The organism is Rhizobium sp. 01L410 (genome assembly GCF_056400165.1).
In genome coordinates this window covers 801210-814433 of record NZ_JBFTST010000001.1, presented here as the reverse complement: position 1 = coordinate 814433, position 13224 = coordinate 801210, and the positions used below count along the sequence as shown (strand labels likewise).

At 62.2% G+C, this 13224-nt stretch carries 16 protein-coding genes; 8 read left to right on the top strand and 8 right to left on the bottom strand.

Going from position 1 to position 13224, the window contains the following annotated elements:
- Positions 1–2: 2 nt before the first annotated feature.
- Positions 3–398, top strand: a complete 396-nt coding sequence (gene cueR / locus AC1DV9_RS03650) for a Cu(I)-responsive transcriptional regulator (RefSeq protein WP_112388916.1) — start codon at positions 3–5, stop codon at positions 396–398.
- A 2-nt stretch (positions 399–400) separates the two neighbouring features.
- On the opposite strand, the gene AC1DV9_RS03645 is transcribed toward cueR, so the two are convergent.
- Together AC1DV9_RS03645 and relB are read right to left on the bottom strand one after the other, a co-directional pair.
- A complete protein-coding gene (locus tag AC1DV9_RS03645; RefSeq protein WP_112388915.1) occupies positions 401–673 on the bottom strand; it encodes a type II toxin-antitoxin system RelE family toxin in 273 nt (90 codons plus the stop codon).
- The gene (gene relB, locus AC1DV9_RS03640; RefSeq protein ID WP_310290280.1) at positions 657–881 is read right to left on the bottom strand and encodes a type II toxin-antitoxin system RelB family antitoxin; all 225 of its coding nucleotides are present in this window, start codon (positions 879–881) and stop codon (positions 657–659) included. The genes AC1DV9_RS03645 and relB overlap by 17 nt, the downstream gene beginning before the upstream one ends.
- A gap of 120 nt (positions 882–1001) precedes the next feature.
- Between relB and AC1DV9_RS03635 the strand changes: the two genes are divergently transcribed.
- The 3 genes from AC1DV9_RS03635 to AC1DV9_RS03625 are packed head-to-tail and all read left to right on the top strand — an operon-like array spanning position 1002 to position 3035.
- On the top strand, positions 1002–1541 hold the full coding sequence (locus tag AC1DV9_RS03635; protein ID WP_112388913.1) for a sigma-70 family RNA polymerase sigma factor: 540 nt from the start codon (positions 1002–1004) through the stop codon (positions 1539–1541).
- Positions 1528–2298 (top strand): anti-sigma factor family protein, encoded by a 771-nt coding sequence (locus AC1DV9_RS03630; protein WP_477946265.1) that lies wholly within the window; start codon positions 1528–1530, stop codon positions 2296–2298. The genes AC1DV9_RS03635 and AC1DV9_RS03630 overlap by 14 nt, the downstream gene beginning before the upstream one ends.
- A gap of 20 nt (positions 2299–2318) precedes the next feature.
- Entirely contained in the window at positions 2319–3035 is a 717-nt protein-coding gene (locus AC1DV9_RS03625; RefSeq protein ID WP_112388911.1) for a Bax inhibitor-1/YccA family protein, read from the top strand.
- A 128-nt stretch (positions 3036–3163) separates the two neighbouring features.
- On the opposite strand, the gene AC1DV9_RS03620 is transcribed toward AC1DV9_RS03625, so the two are convergent.
- The 3 genes from AC1DV9_RS03620 to AC1DV9_RS03610 all read right to left on the bottom strand — a co-directional run bounded on the left by AC1DV9_RS03620 (position 3164) and on the right by AC1DV9_RS03610 (position 6480).
- Complete coding sequence (locus AC1DV9_RS03620; RefSeq protein ID WP_477946263.1) at positions 3164–4279, bottom strand: RHE_PE00001 family protein; 1116 nt, start codon at positions 4277–4279, stop codon at positions 3164–3166.
- A 76-nt stretch (positions 4280–4355) separates the two neighbouring features.
- Positions 4356–5075 (bottom strand): histidine utilization repressor, encoded by a 720-nt coding sequence (gene hutC / locus AC1DV9_RS03615; protein ID WP_477946261.1) that lies wholly within the window; start codon positions 5073–5075, stop codon positions 4356–4358.
- 58 nt (positions 5076–5133) lie between these two features.
- Positions 5134–6480 carry a formimidoylglutamate deiminase gene (locus AC1DV9_RS03610; RefSeq protein WP_477946259.1) on the bottom strand — a complete coding sequence of 449 codons (1347 nt, stop codon included), beginning with the start codon at positions 6478–6480 and terminating at the stop codon, positions 5134–5136.
- A 116-nt stretch (positions 6481–6596) separates the two neighbouring features.
- Here AC1DV9_RS03610 and hutI point away from each other — a divergent pair, with 116 nt between their 5' ends.
- Genes hutI through hutU form a run of 3 tightly spaced genes read left to right on the top strand, consistent with a single transcriptional unit; the run spans position 6597 to position 11066 of the window.
- Positions 6597–7847: an imidazolonepropionase gene (gene hutI, locus AC1DV9_RS03605; protein WP_477946257.1), complete on the top strand. Its 1251-nt coding sequence runs from the start codon at positions 6597–6599 to the stop codon at positions 7845–7847.
- Positions 7844–9379, top strand: a complete 1536-nt coding sequence (gene hutH / locus AC1DV9_RS03600; RefSeq protein ID WP_477946255.1) for a histidine ammonia-lyase — start codon at positions 7844–7846, stop codon at positions 9377–9379. Before hutI ends, hutH begins: the two co-directional genes overlap by 4 nt.
- A 1-nt stretch (position 9380) precedes the next feature.
- Positions 9381–11066 carry a urocanate hydratase gene (hutU, locus tag AC1DV9_RS03595; protein ID WP_477946253.1) on the top strand — a complete coding sequence of 562 codons (1686 nt, stop codon included), beginning with the start codon at positions 9381–9383 and terminating at the stop codon, positions 11064–11066.
- Between the two features lie 2 nt (positions 11067–11068).
- On the opposite strand, the gene AC1DV9_RS03590 is transcribed toward hutU, so the two are convergent.
- Both AC1DV9_RS03590 and AC1DV9_RS03585 read right to left on the bottom strand, forming a co-directional pair.
- Entirely contained in the window at positions 11069–11458 is a 390-nt protein-coding gene (locus AC1DV9_RS03590; RefSeq protein WP_477946251.1) for a type II toxin-antitoxin system VapC family toxin, read from the bottom strand.
- The gene (locus tag AC1DV9_RS03585; protein WP_112516477.1) at positions 11455–11718 is read right to left on the bottom strand and encodes a type II toxin-antitoxin system Phd/YefM family antitoxin; all 264 of its coding nucleotides are present in this window, start codon (positions 11716–11718) and stop codon (positions 11455–11457) included. Before AC1DV9_RS03585 ends, AC1DV9_RS03590 begins: the two co-directional genes overlap by 4 nt.
- A gap of 74 nt (positions 11719–11792) precedes the next feature.
- On the opposite strand from AC1DV9_RS03585, the gene AC1DV9_RS03580 reads away from it, so the two are divergent.
- Positions 11793–12377 (top strand): HutD/Ves family protein, encoded by a 585-nt coding sequence (locus AC1DV9_RS03580; RefSeq protein ID WP_477946248.1) that lies wholly within the window; start codon positions 11793–11795, stop codon positions 12375–12377.
- A gap of 30 nt (positions 12378–12407) precedes the next feature.
- On the opposite strand, the gene AC1DV9_RS03575 is transcribed toward AC1DV9_RS03580, so the two are convergent.
- Positions 12408–13220 carry a 3-methyl-2-oxobutanoate hydroxymethyltransferase gene (locus AC1DV9_RS03575; protein ID WP_477946246.1) on the bottom strand — a complete coding sequence of 271 codons (813 nt, stop codon included), beginning with the start codon at positions 13218–13220 and terminating at the stop codon, positions 12408–12410.
- Positions 13221–13224 lie beyond the last annotated feature (4 nt).

The following is a 13224-nucleotide window of genomic DNA, read 5'->3' as shown; positions in this document are numbered from 1 at the left end:
CCATGAATATCGGCGAGGCATCGGACCGGTCCGGTCTTCCGGCAAAGACGATCCGCTACTACGAGGATATCGGCCTAGTCCGCCCTGAAAGGGGCGGAAACGGCTATCGTGACTACGACCTGTCCGATGTCCACAAGCTGCGCTTTCTGCAGCGTTCCCGCGGCCTCGGTTTCTCGGTCGAGGAATGCCGGCAGCTTCTGGCGCTCTACGAAGACAAGAGCCGCGCCAGCGCCGACGTCAAGGACATCGCCCAGACCAAGCTGACCGAGATCGACCAGAAAATCCGCGAGATGATGGAGCTGCGCCGCACGCTCGAGCATCTCGTCCACGCCTGCCACGGTAATGACCGGCCCGATTGCCCGATTTTGGATGGGCTTTCGGATGGTAAGGCAGTTTAGCCTCAGCGCCGGTAGACCTCTCGGCGATTGCCGATCCGGACGATCAGGATCTCCACGATCCCATCCTCGATATGCGCAATGATGCGGTAATCGCCGACACGATATTTCCAGAAATTTCCGAGCTCGGATCCCTTCAGCGCTTCACCGATCGAACGCGGATCATCGAGCTTCGCCAGCCTGCCGTGAAGAAAGACAAGAATTCGCTTGGCGGCATCCGCGCCGAGTTTGGAAAGCTCGCGTTCTGCCGAGCGCTCAAGCCTAATCTTCCAGACCATAGGCCTTCATCAGATCTTCGAGCGCGACGCTGTCGCTCCGCCCACTGCGAACATCTTCCAATCGCTTCTCGGCGAGATAGATATCTTCCAGATCGTCCAGGTATTCGAGAATGGCCTCTCGCGCGTAGAAGCTCTTGCTTCTGCCGGTGCGCCTGGCAAGTTCATCAAGCCGGGCTTCAACATCCGGCGGCAATCTGAGGGCGAGCATCGGTGTTCTCCTTGCTATACATGTATAGCAAATCCCGCGTGGCGCGGCAATCGAACGAAAAATCTGACGGTGCCGAAAATTTTCGGGAATAAATCCCGGCCAGCATCCGTATACTCAATCATGGAACGGAAAGAACGCCCATTCGATGTTATCGGACAGCTCGCAGCGCTCAGGCGCTACGCGCGTGCTCTGGTGCGCAACTCGGATGACGCGGAAGATCTGGTGCAGGATGCCCTGCTGCGGGCTTACGAGAAGCGTCAGAGCTTCCGCGGCGGCGGCAATCTTCGCACCTGGCTGCTTTCCATCGTCCACAACGCTCACATCGATCGCGTTCGCCAGAACCGGTCGCTCACACGCAGGCATGACGAAGCGGCCCTCGAGGCGGACCAGTCGCTGCCGGCGGGACAGGAACATGCCGTGCGCCTGCAACAGGTTCGCGACGCTTTCTTCAACCTGCCGGAAGAACAGCGGGAGGCGCTGCATCTCGTCGCCATCGAAGACCTTTCCTATCAGGAAGCGGCGGCATCTCTCGGCATTCCTGTGGGAACGCTGATGTCGCGCATTTCGCGAGCCCGCGCCCAGCTTCGTGAATTCGAGGAGAAGACACCGCGCGTTTCGCACCTGCGCCTAATCGGAGGGAACGGCAATGAAAGCAGTTGATCCGATCATCGACACCGATCTCGACGCCTATGTGGATGGCGAGCTCGATGTGGCGCGCCGCATCCAGGTGGAATCCTACCTTTCGGAGAATCCGGATATCGCTGCAAAGGTGATGGCCGATCTCAGCATCAAGGGCGAATTGCGTCTGGCGCTGGCCGGCGAGAATGCCTTCGGCCGGATCGAAACCCGGGATGCCGCACGGCGGCTGGAGCGTGGCCTGTCCTATGGCCGCATCCTGCACACCGTTCAGCGGATCGCTGCCGTCACCGTGCTGGTTGCTGCCGGCTGGGTCGCCCATACCACGTTCGGCGCCTTCACGGCCACGGAAGTGGCGGCCTCGACACCGGCTCCGGCCTATGTCGAAGATGCGGTTCGCGCCTACCAGACGGCGCAGCTGCGCCAGACCGTGCCGTCACAGGCTGCGGCACCACATTACAACGCCGACGAGATCCGTGCGGCGACTGCAATTACCATGCCCGAACTGCCGAAGGGCTGGAAGGTCTCTGATGTTCAGATCTTCCCGTCTGCATTCGGCCCGAGCGTGGAGATGGCTATCCAGGAAGCGAACGGCAAACAGCTCTCGTTGTTTGCCGTTAGGCCGGGGGCGTTTGCCGTGCAACCGGTTGGCCATCTCGCGCTCGACAATACCGAAGCTGCCTACTGGCAAATCGGCGAAGTGGCCTATGCCCTCGTTGCCGGTGATGGTGGCCTCAATCTCGACAGGGCGGCCGAAGGCCTAGCCCGCTCGCTCTACTAGTTCAACCCGAGGAGATCGCAATGAACCAGATCAATCCGCGTTACGGCTACGGCTCTGCCGCCGGCTCGCAGGCGCTCTTCGACGAGGGACTGCGCCAGCATATGCTACGCGTCTACAATTACATGGGTGTCGGCCTCGTCATTACCGGCATCGTCGCCTTCATCGTTGGCTCGACCCCGGCGCTCTACGTGCCGATCTTCCAGTCGCCGCTGAAGTGGGTCGTCATGCTCGCTCCGCTGGCTTTCGTCTTCTTCTTCTCATTCAAGATCCAGACGATGTCGGCAAGTGCCGCACAGATGATGTTCTGGGCGTTCTGCGCCGTCATGGGCCTGTCGCTGGCCTCGGTGTTCCTGGTGTTCACCGGCACGAGCATCGCCCGTACCTTCTTCATCGCCGCAACGATGTTCGGCGCGACCAGCCTCTACGGCTACGTCACCAAGCGTGATCTGGCGAAGGTCGGCTCGTTCCTGATGATGGGCCTGATCGGCGTCGTCATCGCCAGCATCGTCAACATCTTCCTTGGCTCGTCTGCGCTGCAGTTCGCCATCTCGGTCATCGGTATCGTCGTCTTCGTCGGCCTGACCGCCTGGGATACGCAGAACATCAAGGAACAATTTTCCGAGAACCACGATCAGGAATCGAACCAGAAGCTTGCCGTCTTCGGCGCTCTGTCTCTCTACCTGAACTTCGTCAACATCTTCCAGCTGCTGCTCAACTTCACGGGCGAGCGGGAATAGGACTGCGCTTCTGGGGGCAATGGAAGCGCTAGAGCGTCCGGCCCGCAATCTGTGACAGGATGGCGGGCCGGACGTTCACCCTTAGAGAGAAGGCCGGGGCGAAAGCTCCGGCCTTTTTTTCGTCTCGCTTAGAGGATGCCCCAGGCACGGTAGCGGCCACGGCCGGTCATCTCGCGGATGCCGATTTCGTTGAGCAGATTGAGCGCGCCGCGGCTCGTGACCTTCAGCTGCTTGGCAACCATCGCCGAAGAGACCATCGGCCGTGACAACACGAAATCGGCAAGCTGCGGCAGGCTGCTGTTGGAGCGCCGGTCACGGAAGCGCAGCTCCATCTGGGTGCGAGCCAGCGTCAGGCGATCCATCTCCTTGAGGCCGGTGGCCGCGCTTTCACTCATCGCTTCTAGGAAGGCCAAAAGCCGGGTCAGCCTGTCGCGCGAGCGGCGGCGCTCGTGGCGCACCGTCTTCAGCCCGCCGTAGAAAGAGAAGAGATGCGAGGCGACCTTGCCGCGCGCCCGCAGATGGCTGGAGACCAGCAATCCGCCGAGCCAGTTCTGCCGCCGGAGCGGCTCGATCCTTTCCCAAGCCTCGAAAAGAACGGCGGCGGCGAGCACCGGAGGCAGATCGCCGGCAAGCGGCAGGACTGCACGCCAATCCGCAAGCCGCAGCCCCTCGTCCCACTCGTCGTCGCCGAAAAGCCCGAGCGGATCGTCGCTGCGCTTTTTCTTCGGCCGTTCTTCCGGCTCGGCCTCCTTGCCCATATGGGCATCGAGCAATTTCTGAGAGCGGGCGAGAACCGCATCGATCTCGGCAAGCTCGGCGGCCAGAAGCTCGTCGGGATCGTCTGCCTCCTCCTCGACGGGGCGCAGGCTCTTGATCTCCGGCGCCGTCCCCTCGTCCAGCCCGGCTCCGGCAAGCGCGTTCAATCCTGCGGCGCTCAGCGCCCAGGTGGGGTCCGCGGTCCAGATTCGCCGCCTTGCGCGAAGAACCGCATGCGCGATCGTCAGTTCGTGGCTCGGGGTGCGGCTGTCCATATGGGCGTCGTGCAAAACGAGATCCTCAATATGAACGAGCTCTCCGGCAACCCATAGCGCGCCTGCGGCATCGAAAAAGTGGCCGCGCTCGGTAAAGCCTTCGCCCACAGGCGAGCGCGCCGCGCGCTCATCAAGGCGCGCCAGCATATCCTCGGCCTGCACTACCGCTGGTAGCAGGCTTTTCAGCAGAGCGTTGTCAATCTCATAGCGCATATCATTTTCCGGAAGCCATCTTGGCGTTTACTTCCGCTATTTGGCGCATGATTCGCAATAAGCAGGCGGTCGATTCTCAGGAAGCCGGGCTGAAACGGGCGACGAGCGCATGCCGGTCGCCGGGATAGGTGAAGCGCACATGGGTGACCGGCCCGGCATTGCTCCAGGTCCGGCGCTCGATGACGAGGCAGGCCGCGCCGCGGGCAATATCCAGCGCATCGGCCGCGGCATTGCCCGCAGACAGCGCATGGATCTTGTGCTCAGCCGTCGTCCACGGCACCTGCTTCAGAAGCCAGGCCCCTGGCGCAACATCGCCGAAATCCGCCGTCGCGGCATCGGGCACGGTTTCGAGATTGATCAGACGCTCTTCGAGGCAAAAGGGGCGCGGCCCGGCAAAGTGAACGCAGGCAAGCTCCAGAAGCGGCGTACCGGCTGCCAGATCCGGCAACCGCCCGTCTCCCGCCTTTGCCTTCCGGCTCGACTTCGCGACGACGCGATAGCTGTAGGGCAGGTTCAGCGATTGAACCTCGGCCTTTATGTCGTGGATCTCAAGAACGGCCGATTGCGCCTGCGGCTGGGTGACGAAGCTGCCGGATTTCTTCCGCCGCTCGATCAGCCCGGCTTTGGCCAGCTGCGTCATCACCTTGTTCACGGTCATACGCGAACAGCCATACTGCTGGGCGAGATCGACCTCGAAAGGAATGCGGTGCCCCGGCGGCCACTCGCCGGAGACGATACGGCCCTCGATCTCGCTCAAGATGCTTTGATGCAGTGTCGCATCCTTGCTGCCGTTCATCTCTGGCTCCGGTTGGCGTCCTCCCCGCTCTAGAGCTTATACGGAAGGAAGGGAAGGCTCATGCATCCAGCAGCTCGCGCATCGCGGCAAGGAAACGGCGATTGATGGCCTCCCGCTTCTTATGGCGGCCACCCTCGACCTGCTTGCGTCCGAGCGACCAGACACTGTCTATCCCGACGCCACCGGCAAAGATCCAGTGATCGAGCAGCTGATCGCCGGAGAGATAGGGAACGGCGGTGCAATCGAGCGAGATGACATCGGCATCGCTTCCTTCGCCAAGCCCGGCCGCAGCAGACAGTGCCGCATTGCCGCCCTTGAGGGCATTGTCGAACAGGGCGCGCGCCGTCGAACCGCCGGGCGCGGCAATGACGTTGCGGGCGCGCCGATGCAGCCGCTCGGAATATTCGAGCTGGCGCAGTTCGCCGGACAGCGAGATCAGCACGTTGGAATCCGAACCGACGCCATAGCGGCCGCCCTCTTCCAGAAACAGCGGCGCGGCGAACGTGCCGTCGCCGAGATTGGCCTCGGTTATCGGGCAGAGGCCGGCAATCGCGCCGATTTTCGCCATGCCGCGCGTCTCGTCATTCGTCATGTGGGTCGCATGGATCAGGCACCAGCGGCCGTCGACCGGGGCGTTGGCAAGCAGCCACTCGACCGGACGCGCGCCGGACCAGGCGATGCAGTCCTCGACCTCCTTGACCTGCTCGGCGATGTGGATGTGAACAGGGCCGTTGCCTGCCAGCGGCAAAACCGCATTCAGCTCGTCCGGCGTTGCAGCCCGGAGACTATGCGGCGCGATACCGAGTTTGGCGCCCTCGATCCCGCCGGCTATCGCCGCGCAGCGCTCCATCAGGCTGCCGAAGCTTTCCACCGAATTGATGAAGCGGCGCTGCCCCTCGATCGGTGCTGCGCCGCCAAAACCGGAGTGCGCATAGAAGACAGGCAGAAGCGTCAGGCCGATGCCGGTATCGGTACTGGCGCTGGCAATGCGCCCGGCAAGCTCTGCAATATCGCCGTATGGGAGGCCATCCTTGTCGTGGTGCAGGTAGTGGAACTCGCCGACGCGGGAGAAGCCCGCCTCCAACATTTCCATATAGAGCTGCGCAGCAACGGCTTCGACATGGTCCGGCGTCATCGACAGCGCAAACTTGTACATCACTGTGCGCCAGCTCCAGAAGCTGTCATCGGTGGGGCCGCGGACTTCGGCGAGGCCCGCCATGGCACGCTGAAACGCATGGCTGTGAAGGTTGGGCATCGCCGGGACCAGCACCGAATGCCGCTCATCGCCTGCGGCGGCCGCGACACCGGTCTCGATCTTGGCAATACGGCTGCCCTCGATCGTCAACCGCACATCGCTCTGCCACCCCTGCGGCAGCAGCGCGCTTTTTGCATGAAGTGTCGTCATCGGCTTCTCCCTTCAGGGCGTCCCATCTTTCTTTTCCATGGAAGCGCCCAAAATTCCACTTGTCACCTGATTATTATGTATATACATGTTTCAACATAAGGAAAGGCGTAAAGCTGATGACAGGGGATAATCTTTTCACCGGAACGGACCGTCCAAGCCTCTGGCGCAACGCCAGACTGGCGACGCTCGATCCTTCACAGTCCGGTCTCGGCATCGTCGAAAAAGGTGCTGTCGTGACCGAAGGCGGCCAGATCACCTATGTTGGCCCGGAAGGCGAATTGCCTGTTTCAATGATCGAGCGTGCCGAGATCATCGATCTCGAAGGACGCTGGGTTACCCCCGGTCTTGTCGATTGCCACACGCACATCGTTTATGGCGGCAACCGCGCCCGCGAGTTCGAGATGCGCCTCGAAGGCGCGACCTACGAGGAAGTCGCCCGCGCCGGCGGCGGTATCGTTTCCTCGGTCAAGGCGACCAATGCGCTTTCCGTCGACGGCCTCGTTCAGGCCTCGATCCGGCGGCTGGATACGCTGCTTTCCGAAGGCGTCACGACTATCGAGATCAAGTCCGGCTACGGGCTGACCAGCGATGGCGAGCTGAAGATACTGGAAGCCGCCCGCGCGCTCGGCAATATCAGACCTGTTCGGGTCAAGACCAGCTATCTCGGCGCCCACGCGACACCCGCGCATTACAAGGGCCGCAACGGCGACTATATCAGCGAGGTCGTGCTGCCGACGCTGGATGAAGCGCACAAGCGCGGTCTTGCCGACGCCGTCGATGGCTTTTGTGAAGGCATCGCCTTCTCGACCGACGAGATCGCCCGCGTCTTCGATCGTGCCAAGGCGCTTGGCCTGCCGGTCAAGCTGCATGCCGAGCAGCTTTCGAACCTTGGCGGCGCCAAGCTCGCCGCCGGTTACGGTGCACTGTCCGCCGATCATCTGGAATATCTCGACGACGAAGGCATTGCGGCTATGGCCGCCGCCGGAACCGTTGCCGTGCTGCTGCCCGGCGCTTTCTACGCCATCAACGAAAAGCAGAAGCCGCCGGTCAAGGCGCTGCGCACCGCAGGTGTGCCGATCGCCATCGCGACCGACTGCAATCCCGGCACCTCGCCGCTGACGTCTCTGCTGCTGACGATGAACATGTCGGCAACGCTTTTCGGCCTCACCGTCGAGGAATGCATCGCTGGCGCCACCCGCGAGGGTGCTCGCGCCCTTGGCCTTCTCGGCGAGACCGGAACGCTGGAAGCCGGAAAATCCGCCGATATGGCAATATGGGATATCGAGAGCCCCGCCGAGCTCGTCTACCGCATCGGCTTCAACCCACTTCATGCACGCATCTACAAGGGCGAAAGGATCGGCCGTTGACCATCACCCTCCATCCAGGCTCCGTTTCTCTGAAACAGCTGGAAACCATCTACTGGACCGGCGAACCGGCCAGGCTCGATACGTCTTTCGACGCCGGGATCAACAAGGCTGCCGCGCGGATCGCAGAGATCGCCGCCGGCAACGCCCCGGTTTACGGCATCAATACCGGCTTCGGCAAGCTGGCCTCGATCAAGATCGATGCCGCAGATGTTGCAACGCTTCAGCGCAACCTCATCCTCTCACATTGTTGCGGCATCGGCGCGCCACTGCCCGAGAATGTCGTGCGGCTGATCATGTCGCTGAAGCTCGTTTCGCTCGGCCGCGGCGCATCTGGCGTTCGGCTTGAACTTGTACGGTTGATCGAAGGCATGCTTGAAAAGGGCGTAATCCCGGTCATCCCGGAAAAGGGCTCCGTCGGCGCCTCCGGCGACCTTGCACCGCTCGCCCATATGGCAGCCGTGATGATGGGCGAAGCCGAAGCTTTCTTCGCAGGCGAACGCCTCTCTGGCGCTGCGGCATTGCAAAAGGCCGGGCTGACGCCTGTGGTGCTCGCCGCCAAGGAAGGCCTGGCGCTGATCAACGGCACACAGACCTCCACCGCGCTGGCGCTGGCAGGCCTCTTCCGCGCCCATCGCGCTGCCCAGGCAGCGCTGATCACCGGCGCAATGTCGACGGATGCCGCCATGGGTTCCTCCGCGCCGTTCCATCCCGACATTCATACGCTGCGCGGCCACAAGGGCCAGATCGATACGGCAGCGGCGCTGCGCGCCCTGCTCGACAACTCTATCATCCGCCAGAGCCATATCGAGGGTGACGAGCGCGTGCAGGATCCCTATTGCATCCGCTGCCAGCCGCAGGTCGATGGCGCCTGCCTCGATCTTCTCCGTTCGGTTGCCCGCACGCTCGAGATCGAATCCAACGCGGTGACCGACAACCCGCTGGTTCTCTCCGACAACTCCGTCGTCTCGGGCGGCAATTTCCATGCCGAGCCGGTCGCCTTTGCCGCAGATCAGATCGCCATCGCCGTCTGTGAAATCGGCGCGATCGCCCAGCGCCGCATCGCGCTTCTCGTCGATCCGGCTCTGTCCTACGGCCTGCCGGCCTTCCTCGCCAAAAAGCCCGGCCTGAATTCCGGCCTGATGATCGCCGAGGTGACTTCGGCGGCGCTGATGAGCGAGAACAAGCAGATGTCGCACCCGGCATCCGTCGACTCAACGCCGACCTCGGCGAACCAGGAAGACCATGTTTCCATGGCCTGCCATGGCGCCCGCCGTCTGCTGCAGATGACCGAGAACCTCTTCGGCATCATCGGCATCGAGGCGCTGACCGCCGCACAGGGCGTCGAATTCCGCTCGCCGCTTGCCACCAGCCCGGAACTGTTGAAGGCGATTGGCACGATCCGCGCCGTGGTCCCGACGCTCGAAATCGACCGCTACATGGCCAACGACCTCGAGGCTGCAAGCAGCCTGATCGCCACCGGGGCGCTCAACGCGTCCGTTTCCGCCAACATCCTTCCTTCCCTGGAGATCTGAGATGAGCAATCCGCGTCACAATATCCGCGAAATCCGCGCACCTCGCGGCAATGAATTGAATGCCAAGAGCTGGATGACCGAAGCGCCGCTGCGCATGCTGATGAACAATCTCGATCCCGATGTGGCCGAGAACCCCAACGAGCTCGTCGTTTACGGCGGCATCGGCCGCGCCGCCCGCACCTGGGAGGATTTCGACCGGATCGCAGCGACCTTGAAGACTCTCAACGAGGACGAGACGCTGCTCGTTCAGTCCGGCAAGCCGGTCGGCGTGTTCCGCACCCACAAGGATGCGCCGCGCGTTCTGATTGCCAATTCCAACCTCGTGCCGCATTGGGCCACGTGGGATCATTTCAACGAGCTCGACAAGAAGGGCCTTGCGATGTACGGCCAGATGACGGCCGGTTCGTGGATCTATATCGGCACGCAGGGCATCGTTCAGGGCACCTACGAAACCTTCGTCGAAGCCGGCCGCCAGCATTATGACGGCAACCTCAAAGGTAAGTGGATTCTTACCGGTGGGCTTGGCGGAATGGGTGGCGCGCAGCCTCTGGCGGCCGTCATGGCCGGCGCCTGCTGCCTGGCCGTCGAATGCGACGAAACCCGCATCGATTTCCGTATCCGCACCCGCTATGTCGATGAAAAGGCAAAGACACTCGACGAGGCTCTTGCCCTTATCGACAAGTGGACCAAGGCCGGAGAGGCCAAGTCCGTCGGCCTGCTCGGCAATGCCGCTGAAATCTTCCCGGAACTGGTGAAGCGGATGAAGGCCGGCGGCCCGCGCCCCGATATCGTCACCGACCAGACCTCGGCGCACGATCCCCGCAACGGCTACCTTCCCGTCGGCTGGACGGTCGAGGAAGCCAAGGCCAAGCGCGAAACCGATCCGAAATCCGTCGAAGATGCCGCCCGCGCCTCGATGCGCCAGCATGTCGAAGCCATGGTCGCGTTCTGGGATGCCGGCGTTCCGACACTCGATTACGGCAACAACATCCGCCAGGTCGCCAAGGACGAGGGCCTCGAAAACGCCTTCGCCTTCCCGGGCTTCGTGCCGGCCTATATCCGCCCGCTCTTCTGCCGCGGCATCGGTCCATTCCGCTGGGCAGCCCTGTCGGGCGACCCGGAGGATATCTACAAGACCGACGCCAAGGTGAAGGAGCTGCTGCCTGACAACAAGCACCTGCACAACTGGCTCGACATGGCGCGCGAACGCATCGCCTTCCAGGGTCTGCCGGCACGCATCTGCTGGGTCGGCCTCGGCGACCGCCACAAGCTCGGCCTCGCCTTCAACGAGATGGTCCGGAACGGCGAGCTGAAGGCGCCCGTCGTCATCGGCCGCGACCACCTGGACTCCGGCTCCGTAGCCTCGCCGAACCGCGAGACCGAAGCGATGAAGGACGGCTCGGATGCCGTTTCCGACTGGCCGCTGCTCAACGCGCTTCTCAACACCGCATCGGGCGCCACCTGGGTGTCGCTCCACCACGGCGGCGGCGTCGGCATGGGCTTCTCGCAGCATTCCGGCATGGTCATCTGCGCCGACGGCACTGACGATGCGGCGCGGCGCCTCGGAAACGTCCTCTGGAACGACCCGGCGACCGGCGTCATGCGCCACGCCGATGCAGGCTATGACATCGCGATCGATTGCGCCAAGGAGAAGGGCCTGCGGCTGCCGGGGATTTTGGGGAACTGATCTTAGACCCGCTGGATAAGACCGCCGTATCGCGCGACGGTCTTATCCACGGTTATCAGGGATAGCCCCTCAACGAGCGATTGCGCAATGAGGATGCGGTCGAACGGATCGCCGTGAATATGAGGAAGTCCGCCCACGGCCACGGCATGTTCGCCCATCAGCGGAAGCTCGAGGTAACCCTGATCTATCAGCGTTCGGCGCAACTTCTCGGCATCGACGGAGAAATCGGGAAACCGCGGCAACGATGACTTGATAGCGATTTCCCAGATACTGATCGTGGAGAAAAATACCTCGTTCTCGATGTTCTCGAGAAGTCCACGCGCTTTTTGCGGCAGCCTCCAAGACATGCCGCTCATCCACAGTAGGATATGCGTATCAACAAGGAGCTTCATCGGTCCTTGAACTTATCGGGATTGCCATAGAACATCTCTTCGATCTCTTCGGCCATCATCGTGTCGAAGTCGTCAGGGACCTTAAACTCACCGTCCATGAAACCGATACGCCGCTTCTTGGGCTTCTCGACCTCATCGATCGGCACGACCTTGCCGATCGGTTTGCCCGCCTTGGCGATGATGAAGGACTCGCCTTTCGCGACCTTCTCCATCAGGCGCGACAAGTTGGTCTTGGCTTCATGGATATTGACGATTTCCATGGTGCATGCACCTCTTTGAACTTAGTCCACTGAACTTAGTCCACTTGATCGTATTTTTCAATCCGGAGCCCGCCATGCCGCGCATTACCCATCTCAAGGCCAGCAACCATCGCCGCATGCCGTGGAAGAATGGCGGCGGGGAGACGGTGGAAATTGCTATCTTCCCCGAGAACGCGGCGCTCGGCGCATTCGATTGGCGGGTCAGTATGGCGACGGTTGCCAGCGATGGACCGTTTTCGATTTTCGAAGGAGTCGACCGGACATTGTCGATCCTCACCGGCAACGGCATGTCGCTCGCCATCGGCGGCCGGGCTCCCGTTTTGCTGACCAGATCGAGCGAGCCGCTTGCCTTCCCTGCCGACGTTCCGGTTGCCGCCACCCTCGCCGATGGCACGATCACCGATCTTAATGTCATGACGCGGCGCGAAGGACTTAAGCACAGCGTCGTGCGGCTTGCGATCGATGGTGATTGGACCGGGACAGCGAATGCCGGCACGGTTCTGCTTCTTTGCCGCGACGGCAGCCTCGTCTGCGAATACGGTGGAGAAAATGCAGCACTCGAGAATGACGACGCGGTCCTGGCCGCAGTGGAACACCCATCTCCACTCGTTCTTCGCGGCCGCGCAACCTGCTATCTGATCCACGTCCGGCAGGCGTAGCACGACCACGCCTGCCGCCTCGCCGAGCAATCAGGCGCGATCCAGCTCGCTGCGCAGCCGGTGCAGGAAGAGTTTCAGCTGCTCTTCATCGACGCCGACGAGGTGCCGCTTTTCCGGATAGGCGCCGGTTTTGACATCCTCGGCGAATTCGGTGAAGGCCGCGATACGTTCGCGCTGCAACCGGTCATGCTCGGCTGCAAAGTTGCGATAGACCTTGGCGTGGCGCGGATAGTGGTCCCGGTTGGCGCCGAGTACATCGTCGGCGAAGAGATATTGCGCATCGCAGCCGGTTCCGGCACCCATGGAGATCATCAGCATCGAAGTGTTCTGGCTGATCGCAGCCGCGACCTCGCCGGGCACGACCTCTATCTCGGCCGCGAAGGCGCCCGCTTCCTCCAGCGCCTTGGTCTGGCGCCAGATCTCGAAGGCGCTCGCAGCCGTCTTGCCTACGGCGCGGAAGCCGCCGGTCCAGGTCGCCTTGGATGGAATGAGGCCGACGTGACCGCATACGGGAATCCCCTCCTCGCGCATACGCCGGATGGTGGAGAGCCCGGCAGCGCAATAAACGGCATCACCGCCGGCTTTCAGTGCCTTGAACGCCTCGCGCATATATTCGTCCGCCGAGACCAGATCGCCATATTCAAGCCCAGGGATGGCAAATAGGCTCGGCGCCACCTCGCGGAAGACCGGCCCCAACAGCGCCGGTGGAACCGAGACGATATCGATCTTCGCCTTCTCCGCGGCCTCCGCTTCCTCCAGCGAGGTAACGCGCAACATCGTAAGTTGGCACTTACCTTTTTCCGCCAAAAGATCGGCGACGGTAGGCCGGATATGCTTCTTCATTCTG